Source organism: Pseudomonas kuykendallii (assembly GCF_900106975.1).
Lineage (GTDB): Bacteria > Pseudomonadota > Gammaproteobacteria > Pseudomonadales > Pseudomonadaceae > Pseudomonas_O > Pseudomonas_O kuykendallii.
Map to the genome: position 1 here is coordinate 362,939 of NZ_FNNU01000003.1, position 18,764 is coordinate 381,702.

Here is an 18,764-nt window from a genome sequence, read left to right on the forward strand (position 1 = left end):
TTTTCTTTCCTTGACCCGAAACCCACCTACCCTTTGCCTGACAGCCGTGGACGGCCCGGACAAAAAATCCTCCCGACGGAGGTGCGGTCCGCAGTCCGAACGGTCACACTCTGCAACATGTTCAGCCACTGAGAGCCGCAATGCAGGAACCCGTCGAAGTCGCCGTCAGCCCCATCCCCCGTCTTGGTTGGCTCGACCGCCTGAGTCTCTACCGCCAGCCCATCGGCCTCGCCCTCACCCTGATCCTGTTCGCGCTCGGCCTGCTGGCGTGCTGGCACCTGCTGCACGAACTCGATCCGGACGGCCTGCGCGCCGCGCTCTTCGACGTACCCCAGGCCAGCATCTATGGCGCCCTCGCGGCCACGGCGCTTAGCTTCGTCGCGCTGCTCGGCTATGAATGGTCGGCGATGCACTACGCCGGAGTGAAGCTGCCGGCCTCGCGGCTGACCCTGGGCAGCTTCTGCGCCTTCTCCATCGGCAACGCGGTGGGCTTCTCGCTGCTCTCCGGCGGCTCGGTGCGCTACCGGCTGTATGCCCGCGAAGGGCTGAGCGCCGGCGACATCGCCCGGATCAGCCTGTTCGCCAGCCTCTCGCTGGGCTGCGCCCTGCCGCCGCTGTCCGCACTCGCCGCCTTGAGCGACCTGCCAGCCGCCGCCCAGGCGCTGAAACTTCCGGCGCCGCTGGTGGGCGCGCTGGCCGTGGCCATCCTGCTGGGCTGCGCCGCGCTGGTGCTGTTCCTCTCGCGCCGCCGCCTGCCGCAAGGCGGCGTGCCCGGCAGCGTCGAGGTACAGGTGTCGCGCTGGCAACTGCGCCTGCCTGGGGCGAAGCTGTCGCTGCTGCAACTGCTCATCACCCTGGTCGACGTCAGCGCCGCCGCTACCGTGCTCTATCTGCTGCTGCCCGAGGCGCCGCCGTTCGGCAGCTTCCTGCTGGTCTATCTGCTGGCGCTGGCGGCCGGCGTGCTCAGCCACGTTCCCGGCGGCATCGGCGTGTTCGAGGCGGTGCTGCTGGCCGCCTTCGCCGGTCAACTGGGTGCCGCGCCGCTGGCCGCCGCGCTGGTGATCTACCGGCTGATCTACGTCGGCCTGCCGCTGGCGCTCGGCTGCCTGCTGTTGCTCGCCGACGAAGCCCGGCGCTTCCTCGGCGCCGGTCGCGAAGCCCTGCGCCTGGCCTCGACGCTGGCGGCACCGGTGCTCTCGCTGCTGGTGTTCTTCGCCGGCGTGGTGCTGCTGTTTTCCGGCGCGACCCCGGCCATCGACGAGCGCCTGGACACCCTGCGCTTCCTCATCCCGCATCGGCTGATCGACATCTCCCACCTCGCCGCCAGCCTGGTCGGCGTGCTCTGCCTGCTGCTCGCCCAGGGCCTGCGCCAGCGCCTTTCGGCCGCCTGGGCGCTGACCCTCGCCCTGCTGGTGGTCGGTGCCGGGCTGTCGCTGCTCAAGGGCGTGGACTGGGAAGAGGCGATGCTGCTGTCGATCACCGCCGCGCTGCTGGCGGTTTTCCGCAAGGCCTTCTACCGTCCCAGCCGGCTGCTGGAGATGCCGCTCTCGTCGGTCAACCTGGTGGCCGCGGCGTGCGTGCTTGCGGCCTCGACCTGGCTGATGTTCTTCGTCTATCAGAACGTACCCTACGACCATGAGCTGTGGTGGCAATTCGCGGTGGACGCCAACACCCCGCGCTCGCTGCGGGCGACGCTGGGCAGCTTCCTGCTGCTGGCGATCCTCGGCCTGGTCTGGCTGCTGCGCCCGCAGCCGCCGGAAATCCTCGAACCCGACGAGGCCGAACTGCAACGCGCGCTGGCCATCATCAAGGCCTCCGACCAGCCGGACGGCGGCCTGGTGCTCACCGGCGACAAGGCGATCCTCTTCCACCCCAACGGCGACGCCTTCCTAATGTACGCGCGACGCGGCCGCAGCCTGGTGGCGCTGTTCGACCCGATCGGCCCGGCCGCCGAACGCGGCGAACTGATCTGGCAGTTCCGCGACCTCTGCGACCACTACCGCGCCCGCCCCGTGTTCTACCAGGTGCGCGCCGAGAACCTGCCGTACTACATGGACATCGGCCTGAGCGCGATCAAGCTCGGCGAGGAAGCCAGCGTCGACCTGGCCACCTTCGACCTCGACAGCAAGGGCAAGAAAGACCTGCGCTACACCTGGAACCGCGGCCAGCGCGACGGTCTCAGCCTGGTAATCCATGCGCCCGGCGAGGCGCCGATGGAGCACCTGGCGGCGATTTCCGAAGCCTGGATGCAGGGCAAGCAGGCGCGCGAAAAGGGCTTCTCCCTCGGCCGTTTCGACACCGACTACCTGCGCCACTTCCGCATCGCCGTGGTGCTCGACAAGGACCAGCCGGTGGCCTTCGCCAGCCTGCTGGAGACCGACCAGAAGGAAGTCGCCAGCCTCGACCTGATGCGCGTGCATCCGAAGGCGCCGAAGCTGACCATGGAGTTCCTCATGCTCGGCCTGATCCTGCGCTTCAAGGAAGCCGGGTATGCGCACTTCAGCCTCGGCATGGTGCCGCTGGCCGGGTTGCAGGTGCGCCGTGGCGCGCCGCTGGCCCAGCGCCTGGGCTCGCTGGTGTTCCAGCGCGGCGAGCAGTTCTACAACTTCCAGGGCCTGCGCCGCTTCAAGGACAAGTTCGACCCCGAATGGGAACCGCGCTACATGGCCGTTCCCGCGGGACTCAACCCACTACTGGCCCTGGCCGATACCGCCGCGCTGATCGCCGGCGGCCTGACTGGATTGGTGAAACGCTGATGGCCTTACCGTTCTCCCGTCGCAAGACGCTGACAACCCTCCTCGTACTGGCGTGCCTGCTGCTGGGCGTCGCCTGGTGGTTCCTCAAGCCGCCGCCGAGGGCGCAACTCGAACACCCGACGCTGGCCGACGGCAGCGCGGTGACGCTGGCCGTGCCACCGGGCAAGATCGCTGCGCGCGTGGTCGCCGCCGTACCCGAGGGCCAGGGGCTGAGCGATGCGCAACTGCTGAATCTGGCCGAGCGCGGCGCGCTGCTGGTGCAGTACGTTCTCCAGCCCGGCAGTTGCGAACAGCAACGCCAGCACATGAATGACGCCGCGGCGCAGCTGAAACAGGCGCCGACGCTGGTCGCCGGTATCGGCCCGGGCGGCGTGCTCGCCTGGCGCTGGCTGGCGGCCCAGGGCAGCGACCAGGCGCGCGCGCTGTCGGTGGGTTTCTCGCTGTCGACGCCGGATTGCCCCGACGTGCTGCCGCAACGGGCAGAACACGGCCAGTGGACCATCGCCTGGAACGACAATCCGGACGATCCCAGCGCGCGCTTCGCCCGTGCGCTGGACAACGCCCATACGCAGATCGCCGACTACGACACGCCGCTGCCGCAACTGCTCGACCAGCAGTTGCAGAGCCTGCTCGCCGGCCAGGGCGAGGCCATGCCGGTGGTCGACGTGCCCGCCAAGGACCCGGTCGACACGCTGAGCCTGTTCTATTCCGGCGACGGCGGCTGGCGCGACCTAGACCGCGATGTCGCCGAGCAGATGGCGCAGCACAACTACCCGGTGATCGGCGTCGACACGCTGCGCTACTACTGGCAGCACAAGACCCCGGAACGCTCGGCCAGCGACCTCGCCGCGCTGATGAAGCACTACCAGGAAACCCGCGGCGTGAAGCACTTCGCGCTGATCGGCTACTCGTTCGGCGCCAACGTGCTGCCGGCGATCTACAACCGCCTGCCGGCCGCGACCCAGGACACGGTGAGCTCACTGATCCTGCTGGCGCCCGAACGCAGCGTCGGTTTCGAGATCGAGGTGGAGGGCTGGCTGGGCAAGGTCAATCAGGAAGCACCGATAGGTCCTGAGCTGAGCAAGCTGCCGGCGGCGAAGGTGCTGTGCGTCTACGGCGTCGAAGAGAAGACGGAAACCGGCTGCACGCTGAGTGAGCTGAGCGGCCAGCCGCTGGAACTGCCAGGCGGCCATCATTACGACGAGGATTACCCGGCGCTGGCGACGCGCCTGCTCGATGCGATAAAGGCCCGGACCACGCCGTAAGCGTGGCTCCGGCGGGACTCGCGCCTTTTCCAAACCCCGGAAAACACAAAACCCGCCGAAGCGGGTTGTGTGGTACCGACTCGAAATCCCTGTCGAGGCGCCGTCCTGGCTCGGTGGTTCATCCTGCGGTTCGTGCGATCCGTCGCGCCATCCGTGGAACAGAGATTACGGCGCGCACGCGCACGCCGGTATAGCCAAGCCGCGACAGCGCGTGTAGGCATTTGGCTACTCGGCGCCCCATCGGCGGCGCCCCGGTAACGCGGTCGGATTCAGCGCTTCAGCAGGCTCTCCACGCGATCCGCACCCGCATTGATTTCATCGGCTTCCTGTTCCTTGGTCTTGATGGTGGTCGGCGTGATCACCTTGTCGACGGTTTCGGTCGCTTCGTTATCGCGGGTGATGTCCTTCCTCACCACATCCACCGGGTTGCCGGCCTGATCCTGCTTGGGCAGGTTGGGCGGCGTGCGATCGATGGAGGATTGGCTGGGGCGATCGGTCTGGCTCATCTTCATGTCCTTCTCACTGCATGTGAGGTTTCGAGCGCCCCGCCTGGCAAGTAGTTCGATGAAACGGCCGTCCGGTCAGCTTACGTCCCATTGCCGGGCATGCCGCCCTTGCAGCCGGCCCTGGAGCAGTCCGATCCCGCGGTCCACCTGCTGAAGGTCGGCATGGGCCTGCGCGGAACCATTGCGCGATTTGCAAGGTCGTTTCGGACCATTCGTGCATTCTGCTAGCAGCTTATCGCCATCATTTAATGTAAGTCATTGATTTATAATAGGCACAAAGTTGGCACGCATGCTGCGATAACAAAGCGGAATTGAACTGCTTTGGATAACTAAAAAATGAACGATCTGCTCAATGCCGTAACTGCCGCTTTCCCCGACTACGAAGTCACCGCCGTTGCCCGTCCTGACCGTGGCTGCCTGGTGACCCTCAAGAACTACGATGGCAGCCTGGTCAAGCGTGCCGCCTGCGCCGCCCAGGTATCCGACGAATTCCAGCGCGAGCGCTTCGTCAATACGATGAAACGCGACGTGGCGCTGCATTTCGGCGAACTGCCGCAGGTGGAAACCCTCAGCCGTCTGCGTCGCTCGGGGCTGCCGGCCTACAGCCACGTCTGAGCCGTCGCTGAAAAGAAAAGAACCGCCTCTCGGGGCGGTTTTTCTTTATAAGTCCTTAGCCCCGTCGCCACGAGTCCGCAGCATGCCTCCGTCCCGCCGCAAGCCCGCCCCTGTCCGTGCGTCCACCGACTCCGGTTTCGTCCGCGTGCGCGGTGCCCGCGAGCACAACCTGAAGAACGTCGATGTCGATATCCCCCGCGATTCGCTGGTGGTGTTCACCGGCGTCTCCGGCTCCGGCAAGTCCTCGCTGGCGTTCGGTACGCTGTACGCGGAGGCGCAGCGGCGCTACTTCGAGTCGGTGGCACCCTATGCCCGGCGGCTGATCGACCAGGTCGGCGTGCCCGATGTCGATGCCATCGAGGGCCTGCCGCCGGCCGTGGCGCTGCAGCAACAGCGCGGCACCCCGAGCACGCGCTCCTCGGTCGGCAGTGTCACCAGCCTGTCGAGCCTGGTACGCATGCTCTACTCGCGGGCCGGCGACTACCCGCCGGAGCAGCCGATGCTCTACGCCGAGGATTTCTCGCCGAATACCCCGCAGGGCGCCTGCCCGCAATGTCATGGCCTGGGCCGCGTCTACGAAGTCACCGAGCGATCCATGGTGCCGGACGATTCGCTGAGCATCCGCCAGCGCGCCGTGGCGTCCTGGCCCACCGCATGGCAGGGGCAGAACCTACGCGACATCCTGGTCACGCTCGGCTATGACGTGGACATTCCCTGGCGCGACCTGCCGCGCCAGCAGCGCGAGTGGATTCTCTTCACCGACGAGCAGCCGACGGTGCCGGTGTACGCCGGACTGAGCCCCGAGGAGACGCGCCAGGCGCTGAAACGCAAGCTGGAGCCGAGCTACCAGGGCACCTTCACCGGGGCGCGGCGCTACGTGCTGCACACCTTCACCCACTCGCAAAGCGCACTGATGAAGAAGCGTGTTTCGCAGTTCATGGTCGGCAGCCCATGCCCACTGTGCGACGGCAAGCGGCTGAAACGCGAGGCGCTTTCGGTGACCTTCGCCGGTCACGACATCGGCACCCTCTCGCAGATGCCGCTGCTCGAACTGGCCGAGCTGTTACGCCGGGTCGCCGAGGACACCTCCGCCGACGACCCGGCACCGACGCCGCGCGGCCAGCCCACGGCGAAGGCCGCGCGGGAGCAGCGCATCGCGGCCGGCGGCTCCGCGCATGCCAGTGCGCCGGACGTGCGGCGCACCGCCAACCGCTCGCCGGAAAAGCGCCTGGCCGCCCAACGCATCGCCGCGGACCTGCTGGTCCGGGTGAAAACCCTCACCGACCTCGGCCTCGGCTACCTCGCGCTGGAACGCAGCACGCCGACCCTGTCTTCCGGCGAACTGCAGCGCCTGCGCCTGGCCACCCAGCTGACCTCGCAGCTGTTCGGGGTGATCTACGTGCTCGACGAACCCTCCGCCGGCCTGCACCCGGCCGATGGCGAAGCGCTGTTCGACGCCCTGCAACAGTTGAAGGAGGCCGGCAACTCGCTGTTCGTAGTCGAGCACGACCTGGAAACCATGCGCCGCGCCGACTGGCTGGTGGACGTCGGCCCGGCGGCGGGCGAACACGGCGGCCAGATCCTCTACAGCGGCCCGCCGGACGGGCTCGCCGACGTCGAAGCGTCGCAGACCCGGCAGTACCTGTTCGACAGCCGGACGAAGATCGAGCGGACGCCGCGCCAGGCATCGGACTGGCTGCGCCTGGAAGGCGTCACCCGCAACAACCTGCGCGGGCTGGACGTGAGCTTCCCGCTCGGTTGCCTGTGCGCGGTCACTGGGGTGTCCGGCTCGGGCAAATCCAGCCTGGTCAGCCAGGCGCTGCTGGAACTGGTGGGCGCCCAGTTGGGCCATGCCGTCTCCGCCGCCGACGGCGAGGAACCGAGCCTGGAGGACGCCGTGCTGCCGGCGACCGAGGGGCGCGTGGTCGACGGCATGCAACGCATCCGCCGGCTGGTCCAGGTGGACCAGAAGCCGATCGGCCGCACGCCGCGCTCCAACCTCGCCACCTACACCGGGCTGTTCGATGGGGTGCGCAAGCTGTTCGCCGCCACGCCGCAGGCCAGGCGCCGTCGCTACGATGCCGGGCAGTTCTCCTTCAACGTCGCAAAGGGCCGCTGCGCCACCTGCGAGGGCGAGGGCTTCGTCAGTGTCGAGTTGCTGTTCATGCCGAGCGTCTATGCGCCCTGCCCGGCTTGCCAGGGCGCGCGCTACAACCCGCAGACGCTGGAAGTCACCTGGCGGGAGAAGAACATCGCCGAGGTGCTGCAACTCACCGTGGACGCCGCCTGCGACTTCTTCGCCGAGGAAGCCGCCGTCCTGCGCCCGCTGCGGCTACTGCGCGACATCGGCCTGGGCTACCTGCGCCTAGGCCAGCCCGCCACCGAGCTCTCGGGCGGCGAAGCGCAGCGCATCAAGCTGGCGTCGGAACTGCAACGCAGCCAGCGCGGCGCCACCCTGTACGTGCTGGATGAACCCACCACCGGCCTGCATCCGCTGGACATCGACCGGCTGATGGCCAAGCTCGGCGAGCTGGTGGATGACGGCAACACGGTGGTGCTGGTCGAGCACAACATGCATGTGGTGGCGCAGGCGGACTGGGTGGTCGATATCGGCCCCGGCGCTGCCGACGCCGGCGGCCAGGTGGTTGCCTGCGGGGCGCCGCACGAGGTGGTGCGCAGCACGGCCAGCAGCACCGCGCCCTACCTGCGCGCGCAGCTGCAGCGCTGAGCGGCGCGGGGCCTCAGGGCGTGACCGCCAGCGCCCGTTTGTGCGCGCTGTTGTCGTAGGTGCGCAGGATGATCCGGCTGGCCTCCTCGCTCACCGGCTTGCCCTCGAGGAAATCGTCGATCTCCTCGTAGCGCACGCCGAGCGCGGTTTCGTCGGCGTGGCCGGGGCGCAGGCTTTCCAGGTCGGCGGTCGGGACCTTCTCGGTCAGCGCCTCGGGAGCCCCGAGCCAGCGGCCGACGGCACGCACGCGGCGCTTGTTCAGCCCGTACAGCGGCGCCACATCGCAGGCGCCGTCGCCGTGCTTGGTGAAGAACCCCATCAGCGCTTCCGCCGCGTGGTCGGTGCCGATCACCAGGCCGTCGCGCGCGCCGGCGATGGCGTACTGGGCGATCATCCGCTGGCGCGCCTTGATGTTGCCGAGGACGAAATCCTCGTGCGCCGCATCGCGAAACGCCAGTCCGGCGTCCTTGGTCGCCTGCAGCAGCGCGTCGCTGGCCGGGCCGATGTCGACCCGCAGCAGCTCGTCGGGCTGGATGAAGTCCAGTGCCGCACGCGCGTCCGCCTCGTCGTGCTGCTCGACGTAGGGCAGACGCGCGGCAATGAAGGTGGCGGGCTCGCCCTCCTCGCGCAGTTGCTGCACGGCGAGCTGGGCCAGGCGCCCGGCCACGCTGGAGTCGACACCGCCGCTGATACCCAGCACCAGCACATGCCGGCGGCTGTTGCGCATCTGCGCGACGAGGAAGTCGATGCGCCGCCGCGCTTCGCTCGCCGCGTCGAATTCCGGGCTCACCTGCAGGTCACGGATGATGCGTTGCTGACGGCTGGAAAGGTCGTTGCTCATAGGCTGTATTCCATGCTGAAAGGAGAAGTGATTCAACGGCGGGCGAGGCTGGCATGCAGGCGCGGGATCTCAGCCAGCGCGAAACTGGATGCCGCGTCCAGCACGGCCATCCGGTCGCCCGGGAAATGCTCGGTGCGGGAAAACAGGCGCAGTTCCTCCTGCCCACTGAATGCCCAGGCGAAGCACACGGTGCCCGGCGCGATCCCATCGAGGCCATCCGGCCCGGCGACGCCGGTGGTGGCGACCACGACATTGGCCGGGCTGTCGCGCAGCGCACCGGCGGCCATCTCGCGGGCGACCTGCTCGCTGGTCAGGCCGAAGCGGTCGATGGTGGCCTGCTGCACCGCGAGCAGGCGCTTCTTCGCATCCGGCGAGTAGACCACGTAGCCGGCGTCCAGATAGCGCCCGCTGCCAGGGCAGGAGGCCAACAGGGTGATGATGTTGCCCGCGGTACAGGACTCGGCTGTCGCCAGCAGCAGGTGGTGCTCCTTGAAATACTCGACGATGGCTTCGATCCGCATGACTTCCTACGCTCGTGGTTGCCTGAACGGTAGACAGGCCACGATCGGCAACGCTCCCCCACGCGGCCGGTTGCCGGACGACAGGCCGATGAATGAACGCTCGTCGCCAGGCGCGCTCAAAAGCGGGTCAGCCAGGAAGATCGCCATGCCGCGCAACGAAACCCTCTGGTCCCAGAGCCTCACCCGGTTCCGCGACGCGGTCGCCGCGCCATCGCCCACACCCAGTTGCGGCGCCGCCGCGGTGGTCAGCGCCAACCTCGGCCTGGCGCTGGTGCTGATGGCCTTGCGCACCTCCCAGGCGAAACAGCCGCAATCCGCGCGCGGCGCGCTGATCGCCCAGGTGGAAACCCTGCTTCACGCCCTCGCCGACTATGCCGATGCCGATGTGGTGGCCTTCGCCGACTATATGGAAGCGCTGCGCCACGACGACACCCAGGCGCCCAACCGGCAGCGTGCCGCGCGCAAGACCTCGGCGGTCTCGCTCGACGCCGCACGTTGCTGCGCCCAGGCCCTGGCACTCGCGAGCGAGGCGCGGCCGCAAACCGCCGATGCCCTGGTCAGCGATATCGAGGCCGGCGCCCTGCTCCTGCACGCCGGGCTCAGCGCGCTGCTGATCAACCTCGACGTGGACCTGCGCGAACTCGTTGACGAGAGCGAACGCCAGCGCCTGCACGCGGCGCGCCGGCAGGTTCAGGACGAAGCGGACCGGCACCTCGGGCAGATCCGCGCGGCCAGCCATTAGCGACCAATCGGCGGGAACCGACGCCGAGGCTATCCAAGACCCGGACGTGCCGCTAGAATTGCGCACTTTTTGATCAAGGGCGCCTCCCGGAGCGCTCCTCGAGGTTAGCCGCCATGTCCACCGCCACCGCCCCCAAAGTGGGTTTCGTCAGTCTCGGATGCCCGAAAGCCACGGTCGATTCCGAGCGCATCCTCACGCAGCTGCGCATGGAGGGCTACGAAGTCGTGCCCACCTATCAGGATGCCGACGTGGTGGTGGTCAACACCTGCGGCTTCATCGACAGCGCCAAGGCCGAGTCGCTGGACGCCATCGGCGAAGCGCTGGCCGAGAACGGCCGGGTGATCGTCACCGGCTGCATGGGCGTGTCGGAAAGCGCGATCCGCGACGTACACCCCAGCGTGCTCGCCGTCACCGGCCCGCAGCAGTACGAGCAGGTGGTCAACGCCGTGCACGAGGTGGTGCCGCCGAACATCGAGCACAACCCGCTGATCGACCTGGTGCCGCCGCAAGGCATCAAGCTCACCCCGCGCCACTACGCCTACCTGAAGATTTCCGAGGGCTGCAACCACAGCTGCAGCTTCTGCATCATCCCCAGCATGCGCGGCAAACTGGTCAGCCGCCCGGTGGGCGACGTGCTCAGCGAGGCCCAGCGCCTGGTCAAGGCCGGCGTGAAGGAGCTGCTGGTGATCTCCCAGGACACCAGCGCCTACGGCGTCGACCTCAAGTACAAGACCGACTTCTGGGACGGCCGCCCGGTCAAGACACGCATGCTCGAACTCTGCGAGACGCTGTCGAGCATGGGCGTGTGGGTGCGCCTGCACTACGTCTACCCGTACCCCAACGTCGACGACGTCATCCCGTTGATGGCTGCCGGCAAGCTGCTGCCCTACCTCGACATCCCCTTCCAGCACGCCAGTCCGAAAGTGCTCAAGGCGATGAAGCGCCCGGCTTTCGAGGACCGCACGCTGGCGCGCATCAAGCAGTGGCGCGAGATCTGCCCGCAGCTGACCATCCGCTCCACCTTCATCGTCGGTTTCCCCGGCGAGACCGAAGAAGACTTCCAGTACCTGCTGGACTGGCTCACCGAAGCCCAGCTCGACCGCGTCGGCTGCTTCCAGTACTCCCCGGTGGACGGCGCGCCGGCCAACGACATGAACCTGGAAATCGTCCCCGACGACGTCAAGCAGGACCGCTGGGACCGCTTCATGGCGCACCAGCAGGCCATCAGCACTGCCCGCCTGCAACGCAAGATCGGCCTGGAAATGGACGTGCTGATCGATGAAGTCGACCACGAAGGCGCCGTCGGCCGCTCCTGGGCCGATGCCCCGGAAATCGACGGCAGCGTGTTCATCGAAACCACCGCCGTCCAACCCGGCGACAAAGTCCGCGTGCGCATCGTCGATGCCGACGAGTACGACATGTGGGCCGAGCTGGTTTGATCTCCTGATCGAGAGCTCCCTACTGCTCCCCCCTCCCATTCATGGGAGAGGGGCTGGGGAAGAGGGCCGAAAACGCCACGAAATGACCAGCCGTAGGGTGCGCCATGCGCACCGCGCGCACGAGGCGAGCGCTTTGGCTCATGGCCGATCCAGCGGACTAAGCACCGCAAGGCCGCCGCGATTGAGCACATGCGTATAGATCATCGTGGTTTTCACATCCGCGTGACCCAGTAGCTCCTGAACCGTGCGGATGTCCTGGCCGCTTTCCAGCAAATGCGTGGCGAACGAATGGCGTAGCCTGTGCGGAGTCGCCAGCTTCGCGATGCCTGTCGCGCGCACCGCCACTTGAACGCACGCTGCAAGCGCTTCTCATCGACATGATGACGCCGCCGCTTGCCACTGCGAGGGTCGGTCGACAACCCCTGCGCCGGAAACACGTACTGCCACGCCCACTCCCACGGTGCCTTGGGATACTTGCGCTCCAACGCCTGCGGCAGGTACACATCACCGCGCCCGGCCAGCAACTCCGCGTTGTGCACGGCCTTCACCGAGAGCAGGTGTTTACGCAACGGCTCACGCAGCCGTTGCGGCAACACCGTGACGCGGTCCTTCATGCCCTTGCCGTCACGCACCACGATCTGCTGCGCCGCAAAATCCACATCCTTTACCCGTAAACGCATCACCTCCATCAAACGCATACCCGAGCCATACAGGAGGCTGGCGATCAGCCACAGTTCACCCTCAAGCTGCGCCAGCACCGCCTTCACTTCCTCGACACTCAATACCACCGGCAACCGCACTGGCTTCTTGGCCCGCACGACCTCGCCCAGCCAGGGCAGCTCCAGTTTGAGCACTTGTTTATAGAGAAACAGCAACGCAGCCAGTGCCTGATTCTGCGTGGAGGCCGACACATCCCGACGCACCGCCAGATCAGACAGGAACGCCTCCACCTCCGCCGCGCCCATCTCCGCAGGGTGCCTATAGGCGTGGAATCGAGTAAACCGACGAACCCACTCGCAATAGACTCGCTCAGTGCGAATCGAGTAATGTTTCAAACGAATCTGCTCGCGAACTTGATCGAGCAACCGGGGCTTTCCGTCCATGGCGCATAACTCCTATATACGGTCATCCAGACCGCTGCACTTCCCAGCCTAGACAGCGACCGCGAAGAGGACAAGGAATGTTATCCACCACAGGCCGCCAAAGCGTTATCACACCGTTTGGTGTCTATTTATAGTTAGGTTCCATGATGAATTGGCGTCCGCTCACAACCTGTGGAAAAGACTCATTTGGGAGAGGCGTAGTATTTCGCTTTCCGGCAAAACAACCATTCGAAAAAGTCGTCGACTTCATGATTATTGAAGATCATGACTCGCCAGCTTTTTATAAAATCATATGTTCTTCTGGCTATCACGCAGGTCAAACGGAGCTAGTATTTCCAGCAGAAGCAAAGCATGAGCCCAGCGGAATATCAGTAGACTGGCTAAAGAAAAACTGGTCGCTTTGGGTTTACCCAGAATGCGAGCTTGCAAACGTCAATTACGTTGAGTGCTATCCTTCCGGGCATTGCGTAGAAACCTAACTAGTGGTTTAAATCGCTCGCTCCGCTCGCTGGGACCGGCTAAAGCCGGCCCCTTAACCAAACGTTAGGCGGCAGTATATTTTTAGGCTCGGTACAAACATGGAAGTTGGGTTAGTTGCAGCACATTCCGTATTCAAATCGCTGCGACTGCACGGGCGGGAAAAATGCCGTGATCGTCGTGCAGGCTATCGCCCGGTTGCTGCCTTGGCTGTCGCTCAAGCGCAATGCACAAGTGTTCGCCTGCCGCTCAATACGCGCTTGAATCTCCGCAGGGGCTCGATCATCGTGCCTCAACTACCAACGAGTCGGCCCAGGCATCTCAGCCTAACAACTGGTTCAAGGCCGCTCGCTTCGCTCGCTGGGACTGCGTTCCGCAGCCCCTTAACCAAACGTTAGGCATAAAACATGAGTTTCGACGCAATCCTCATAAAACCGAATGACCTATCAATCGAAGATCTTTCTTCAGTTGAAGACGTTATGCAGCTTGGAGATAAGGAATTCGTCGAAGCTGCTATAGGCCTATCTTTTCCAGGCGCAGTAAATGGCCTCTGGAAATCTGAGGAGTTTTCTATAGAGGTTCTAATCAACGGCAACCCTGTAGAGTCAGTGCATATAACCGCACACTTTGGCGATGCATGAGCAGAAGCTAGTGAGGCAAAACTATTAAGCCGCATTACAGTAATTTGCCATGAAATCGGTGCTGTAGCATTTTCTATATCTGACAACTCAAAATTAGCACCGTAGTTTATGCCTAACTAGTGGTTCAAACCGTTCGCTTAGCTCACTGGGACGGGCTAAAGCCCGCCCCTTAACCAAACGTTGGGCCCCATGAACCTAGAAGCCATCGCCGTAGTTCTCAACCGAGATGAAGTACGGTCACGCGTGATGAAAGACGCGGCGTTTTTTGACGCATTCATTGGCGTTGCAATCGGCATGTACTTCTCTACACAAGAGCGATTCACAGAGTTTCATGAGCTTATCGTTGAGCGCCTAACTTTAGAGGAGCGCATCCGCGTACTGGAGAAGCTGCCATACAAAAAGCCGTACAAATCAATTTCCGCATTACCTGTCATCCGCCAAGTTCAACAAGCAAGAAACCTGATTGCTCACGAGTACCACATAGACCACAGGCACAAGAAGTTGCTGCGCGCAAATTGGCTTGAGCTATTTACCAACTACCCTGCGTCCTACAAGAAACCCGTAATGCTGGCTCGTCAAAGGCTGCTCCGTCTTTCGGGCACGAAAGAATTCTTGGAACTCTTAAGCAAATGACTTGTAGCCCAACCCATCATTCCACCAGACCTGCGCGAAAAGCCGCGCAGTCCGGTGAATTTCAACGTTACGCAAAAGGAGGCAACATGGGGCATGGAGGACAGCGAGATCCAAGTGAATACCGCAAAATTACAGCAGAAGTTTTCTATGATATATCACGGAGAAAGAACGGTGTCCGCCCCTGTCCCGGGCAAGGGTTCCCAACGGACATAAAAATCGAGTGCTCTAAAGAGATCCGGGATTATCCCGTAGGAACAAAGGTTCGGTTAGATGTGGTCGAAACAGATAAAGAAGGTAGCCGCCCCTTTCTATACAGCAGTTACAAATGGGAGCACGAGGTCGTTGAGTAGTAAGCATAACAAGTCGCTCAATCGCTCACTTCGTTCGCTGGGACGGCGTTCCGCCGCCCCTTAGCTTAATCGTTAGGCCGCAGGAAAAACATGTCCGGCACACCACCATTTGAAATTCTGCTTCCCGAGGCATTGCTACAAGACGGAGTTCCTGACCTTCGCATTGCTTCAAAGTTCTTGGCGCTACTGGCTGAGTCGGGAAACGAGGTCCAGCACCTTGAGGTGTTCGCGGGGATGCCTTTGGTCAATTCGCCAGTTCCAGCCATCAAGCAATTCCTGGCTGTAGTAAATGGCGCGAGACAACTAGACGCTTTCATTTCTCAAGTCTCGGCAATGCTCTTTCCGGGCCGAGCCGGTTCTAAAGGCTCTCTGTGTTGCGTTGTGGCAGGAGCTTTCACTGAATTCGAGATCACTGAGAGTGGAAAAAATGCAGCGATCAACTGGCAAATTGTCCGCCACACCCGGCCAGCGGCCTAACAATTCATTTAAGCCGAACCCGCTTCGCGGGTCGGCTTAATTCAGGCGTTAGAGCGCAATGATTTCCCGCATCGCCAACTTCGTCGCTGATCTCGAAAGCCTAGGGTTCTTTCTCACACTACTCATTGGCGTCTGCTTACTTGGCTACCTTGGGGTTTCATGGCTTTTTCATTTAGCCAACTCTGGCCAGTATCTTGTCGCACTCTTCGTTGCCGGTTTTCTTTTTGCCTCTGTTGCTATGGCATTGCTGCGCATACCCTTGGCCCAAATTCTTGTTCTCGGTAGCGCAATCGTCTGCGGCACTGCCTTTCTTCTTGGGTATGGCAATGTCCTTCTTCCGTTGCACAATGCGCTCTAACACTGCGGTCAAGGCCGCTCCCTCCGGTCGCTGGACGCTGCGCGATAAAGCGCCGCGCAGCGCCCCTTACCTACAACGTTAGACCTCTCATGTCTTCGAAGAAACTAAATGCATATCGAGGGCCGCTATCCGCCGCAGAGATTGCAGCTGGAATGAACGCCGCCAACGCAAACGCCTACCGTCTTGTGGAAGACGCTCAGGCGCTGCTTGCCGCTGGCCGTTGCCCGAGTGCAGCTTCCCTTGCAGCTCTATCAATCGAAGAGACCGGCAAAGTCTCTATCCTGCGCCAACTCGCAACGGCTACCTCCAAGGAAGAAGTAGCTGCCGCCTGGAAGAGCTATCGATCACATACTCGCAAGAATGCTCAGTGGCTGCTCCCGGACCTTGCAATGAAGGGCGCGCGGAAGCTCGAGGATCTGCGCCCGCTTTTTGAAGAGGATGCTGAGCATCCGTTTATTCTCGATCAAGTCAAACAGCTCGGGTTTTACACAGATTGTCTTGGAAATCGTCATTGGTCTGTTCCGGTCGAGGTGATCGACGAAAAGCTTGCTCGAGGCCTTGTTCAGATCACTAAGCTTTTCGTTCGCAAGCACGAAACCACAGCCGAAGAAATCGAGCTTTGGATACGGCATTAGGTGCTGCGCCAAAGAACGATCTGCTTGCAGCGAAGAAGGCTTTGGTGAGCTGGTATTCCGCTATGCAGGACGCTGGCCTTCATCCATCTGGAATCAACGAAATGGAGCGTTTCATCAATGAAGGCGTGCCATTCCCAGAGGTCTAACATTCCGCTCCAGCCGACCGTCAAAAAGCTGCGCTTTTTGCCGTCGGCTGAGCTAGCACGTTGGGCAACATGAAAAGCGCTATGCCTGAACTACTCGTCAAATCTCCCTGCGAATGCTCAAACATCGAGATCGCTGCTTTCATTGCTTTCGTTCGTGCTGGCGGTGAAGTCTCAATTCAAGGGCTTGTCGAGCGTATTCGTAGTGCAGCGGTGCTGGTATTCGCTCGCGTCGATGGTTTGGTGATTGGTGTTGCAGCGCTGAAGCAACCCCAAGCCAGTTATCGCCGTCGCGTAAGCTCAGAAAGTGGCGCCAAACTGCCCGCCGCTGAGTTTCCCTACGAGCTTGGCTGGGTCTATGTCTCACCGGAATCGCGAGGCAAGGGCATTTCGCTTCTATTGTCACAGGCGGTCATCGCCGCAAGCGACGGTGCTTGCATGTTCGCCACTTCTCGCACGGATAACATTGCGATGCATCGCTCTCTTACCAAGGCAGGCTTCGTCTCTGCCGGCACCCCATTCGTGTCCGGGCGAGGCAAGCATTCGCTTCAAGTGTTCATCCGCCATGCTGCCCAACCCATCATTCCACCGGACCTGTCGCGGCAAGCCGCGCCAGTCCGGTGAATTCAAACGTTATCCACCAAGGAAAGTCATGCGTTCATTCATCTATAAACTGCTACTGGCTGTTGGCTTGTTTAGCAACCAGCAAGCTCAAGCAGCAACATTATTGGATTATGATTCGTTGATTCTCTTAGATGCTGAAGCATTAGCTGAGCAAGGCATTAACGAAGCATATGAGCAGCTTCTCCCTCAGCTGAAGCAATACGTCGAAGCCCCCATAGAAATCGAAGAACAATTTTCTTCTGAAACTGGGAGCTACGCAGTTAAAGCCGGAGGTGAAATATACAAAATCTACGGCCCAGATCTTGAAGGCAATGAGGGTGAGTCGTGGGGTAGAGCCACATACGCTCTTTTTCACATCATAAACAAGCAAATCACAAAAGGTGATGTCCGTCTTTACGCCATAAATAGTGCAAACGACCTTGACGGTCTATCTCTCTCACAATCAGCGGCTGAGCTATCAAGAAATGCTCTAAATAATCGCCAAGATTGGCCATACCTCCCCGAGTTGGCCTCTCCTTGGTATGGCCAGTTTCACTAATTCGTGTTGGTGGCTAACAATGCGCTCAAATCGTTCGCTTCGCTCACTGGGACCGGCTAAAGCCGGCCCCTTAGCTTAATCGTTATATGCTGATCTAAGATATGAAGTACAAAAACATAAAATCAGCAATCCACAATTTCGGGCACAGCTTTGTAAGCTCAATGAACTATGTCGACCATGATTTCGTTGCCGACGAAATTGGGAAGATTCACAACAAAGGCTATGATATTGAAATAAACTGGCTTACAAGGGAGTTCAGGTCCGCTCAGCTTGAGTCAGAGAGAATAAAAAAATCAATTGGTTATTGGGATGACAACCTAAAGAAACATTGTGCATCCCATAGCGTAAATCTGGAAAATCTATGCTCTTTATCGTTTGCCTGGCCGGCAGGTCAAAGTAAATACATGCTTGCCATTGACGACAAAGGCACAGAACACAAAATTTACATCAATGAAGCGCAGTGATACGCATATAACAATTGGTTCAAACCGTTCGCTGCGCTCACTGGGACGGGCTAAAGCCCGCCCCTTAACCAAACGTTAGACGAACGGCGCACGACCACGCATTTCAAACCGAGAGCACACAATGATTCCCTCGTTAATATTTAATCTTAGAACCGCTGCCAGCATGCTGTCGTTCGCCTTGTTGTCTGGATGCGCAACACCTATTAGCCCGGAAGATTTAAAAGCACCACAAGAGATAACCTGTATAGATCTAAAAGAGCCACTTGTGCTCACTGACTACTATGGCCCATTCGACATGCAATGGACTACTAAATTTGAAAAAGGCCCTTATTGGTCTGAAAAAGCAGATTCCAATGGAACTTACTATCGCGCCCCATCGGGCGGCATATCGGTAACAGGTGAAAACGGAGGGGCGTTTCCTGGCCAACCCACAACTTCAGATGGGGGTTTCTATATTCCTAACAATGAAAATGAGCCAGTCAAGCTTTACGCTTACCTCTCCACAGAAGCAGCTCCTGAGAAGCCCTACCCAAACGGTACAGACTGCTCTACTTTGGGATACGTAAGCGACCCATCTACATCAAAAGTTGATATCGTCTCTTTCGCAGTTGGCGGTGCAATCGGCGGTGCAACTGGTGGTTTAATCGCTCGGGGCATTTCTGGCTCTGGAAATATGAGCTATGGACAAGCCGCTAGTACTGGTGCGGCAGGAGGCCTTATTGGAGGGATAATAATTGCCTCCATAATAAACTCCGGCGTTGGCAAAATAGTGCCATTGCAGCCACCAATTAAGAACACGCAATTCCTAGATAAACTCAAGAGTTTCTCACCCAGCAAAACCTTTATACGAGAGGCTGAATCGGCAGCACTGAGCCATCAAAAAAATTGAGAGCTGAATTTCTGAAAAT

At 61.5% G+C, this 18,764-nt stretch carries 19 protein-coding genes and 1 pseudogene; 16 read left to right on the forward strand and 4 right to left on the reverse strand.

Going from position 1 to position 18,764, the window contains the following annotated elements:
• The first annotated feature begins 140 nt into the window (after positions 1-140).
• On the forward strand, positions 141-2,756 hold the full coding sequence (gene mprF, locus BLV15_RS11715; protein WP_090228250.1) for a bifunctional lysylphosphatidylglycerol flippase/synthetase MprF: 2,616 nt from the start codon (positions 141-143) through the stop codon (positions 2,754-2,756).
• Positions 2,756-4,021, forward strand: a complete 1,266-nt coding sequence (locus BLV15_RS11720; RefSeq protein WP_090228253.1) for a virulence factor family protein — start codon at positions 2,756-2,758, stop codon at positions 4,019-4,021. Before mprF ends, BLV15_RS11720 begins: the two co-directional genes overlap by 1 nt.
• Positions 4,022-4,290: 269 nt before the next feature.
• Here the strand turns inward: BLV15_RS11720 and BLV15_RS11725 are convergent, their stop codons facing one another.
• Positions 4,291-4,527 (reverse strand): hypothetical protein, encoded by a 237-nt coding sequence (locus tag BLV15_RS11725; RefSeq protein ID WP_090229069.1) that lies wholly within the window; start codon positions 4,525-4,527, stop codon positions 4,291-4,293.
• A gap of 336 nt (positions 4,528-4,863) precedes the next feature.
• Between BLV15_RS11725 and BLV15_RS11730 the strand changes: the two genes are divergently transcribed.
• Together BLV15_RS11730 and BLV15_RS11735 are read left to right on the forward strand one after the other, a co-directional pair.
• Entirely contained in the window at positions 4,864-5,142 is a 279-nt protein-coding gene (locus tag BLV15_RS11730) for a DUF3509 domain-containing protein (protein WP_090228256.1), read from the forward strand.
• 82 nt (positions 5,143-5,224) lie between these two features.
• Positions 5,225-7,870: an excinuclease ABC subunit UvrA gene (locus BLV15_RS11735; RefSeq protein WP_090228259.1), complete on the forward strand. Its 2,646-nt coding sequence runs from the start codon at positions 5,225-5,227 to the stop codon at positions 7,868-7,870.
• Between the two features lie 13 nt (positions 7,871-7,883).
• On the opposite strand, the gene nadE is transcribed toward BLV15_RS11735, so the two are convergent.
• Positions 7,884-8,711, reverse strand: a complete 828-nt coding sequence (gene nadE / locus BLV15_RS11740; RefSeq protein WP_090228261.1) for an ammonia-dependent NAD(+) synthetase — start codon at positions 8,709-8,711, stop codon at positions 7,884-7,886.
• 32 nt (positions 8,712-8,743) lie between these two features.
• A complete protein-coding gene (locus tag BLV15_RS11745; RefSeq protein ID WP_090228264.1) occupies positions 8,744-9,232 on the reverse strand; it encodes a CinA family protein in 489 nt (162 codons plus the stop codon).
• A gap of 145 nt (positions 9,233-9,377) precedes the next feature.
• On the opposite strand from BLV15_RS11745, the gene BLV15_RS11750 reads away from it, so the two are divergent.
• Positions 9,378-9,974, forward strand: a complete 597-nt coding sequence (locus tag BLV15_RS11750; protein ID WP_175534349.1) for a cyclodeaminase/cyclohydrolase family protein — start codon at positions 9,378-9,380, stop codon at positions 9,972-9,974.
• Positions 9,975-10,087: 113 nt separating this feature from the next.
• Positions 10,088-11,413 carry a 30S ribosomal protein S12 methylthiotransferase RimO gene (gene rimO / locus BLV15_RS11755; RefSeq protein ID WP_090228266.1) on the forward strand — a complete coding sequence of 442 codons (1,326 nt, stop codon included), beginning with the start codon at positions 10,088-10,090 and terminating at the stop codon, positions 11,411-11,413.
• 138 nt (positions 11,414-11,551) lie between these two features.
• Here rimO and BLV15_RS11760 read toward each other — a convergent pair.
• Positions 11,552-12,516, reverse strand: a pseudogene (locus tag BLV15_RS11760) (integron integrase).
• Between the two features lie 146 nt (positions 12,517-12,662).
• Between BLV15_RS11760 and imm45 the strand changes: the two are divergent.
• The 10 genes from imm45 (at position 12,663) to BLV15_RS21865 (ending at position 18,745) form a co-directional block, all read left to right on the forward strand.
• A complete protein-coding gene (imm45, locus tag BLV15_RS22515; protein WP_369523724.1) occupies positions 12,663-12,995 on the forward strand; it encodes an Imm45 family immunity protein in 333 nt (110 codons plus the stop codon).
• Between the two features lie 405 nt (positions 12,996-13,400).
• On the forward strand, positions 13,401-13,634 hold the full coding sequence (locus tag BLV15_RS21850) for a DUF4198 domain-containing protein (RefSeq protein WP_139210710.1): 234 nt from the start codon (positions 13,401-13,403) through the stop codon (positions 13,632-13,634).
• A gap of 189 nt (positions 13,635-13,823) precedes the next feature.
• On the forward strand, positions 13,824-14,267 hold the full coding sequence (locus BLV15_RS11770; protein ID WP_139210711.1) for a hypothetical protein: 444 nt from the start codon (positions 13,824-13,826) through the stop codon (positions 14,265-14,267).
• A gap of 440 nt (positions 14,268-14,707) precedes the next feature.
• Positions 14,708-15,094, forward strand: coding sequence for a hypothetical protein (locus tag BLV15_RS21855; RefSeq protein WP_139210712.1), 387 nt, complete (start codon positions 14,708-14,710; stop codon positions 15,092-15,094).
• Between the two features lie 58 nt (positions 15,095-15,152).
• Positions 15,153-15,452 carry a hypothetical protein gene (locus BLV15_RS11780; protein ID WP_090228278.1) on the forward strand — a complete coding sequence of 100 codons (300 nt, stop codon included), beginning with the start codon at positions 15,153-15,155 and terminating at the stop codon, positions 15,450-15,452.
• 152 nt (positions 15,453-15,604) lie between these two features.
• On the forward strand, positions 15,605-16,087 hold the full coding sequence (locus tag BLV15_RS11785) for an AbiV family abortive infection protein (protein ID WP_217632888.1): 483 nt from the start codon (positions 15,605-15,607) through the stop codon (positions 16,085-16,087).
• A gap of 227 nt (positions 16,088-16,314) precedes the next feature.
• Complete coding sequence (locus tag BLV15_RS11790; protein ID WP_175534350.1) at positions 16,315-16,854, forward strand: GNAT family N-acetyltransferase; 540 nt, start codon at positions 16,315-16,317, stop codon at positions 16,852-16,854.
• A 28-nt stretch (positions 16,855-16,882) separates the two neighbouring features.
• The gene (locus BLV15_RS21860; RefSeq protein ID WP_139210714.1) at positions 16,883-17,392 is read left to right on the forward strand and encodes a DUF2059 domain-containing protein; all 510 of its coding nucleotides are present in this window, start codon (positions 16,883-16,885) and stop codon (positions 17,390-17,392) included.
• Between the two features lie 101 nt (positions 17,393-17,493).
• Entirely contained in the window at positions 17,494-17,856 is a 363-nt protein-coding gene (locus BLV15_RS11795; protein ID WP_090228282.1) for a hypothetical protein, read from the forward strand.
• A 163-nt stretch (positions 17,857-18,019) separates the two neighbouring features.
• Entirely contained in the window at positions 18,020-18,745 is a 726-nt protein-coding gene (locus tag BLV15_RS21865; protein WP_139210715.1) for a hypothetical protein, read from the forward strand.
• The last annotated feature ends 19 nt before the right edge of the window (positions 18,746-18,764 follow it).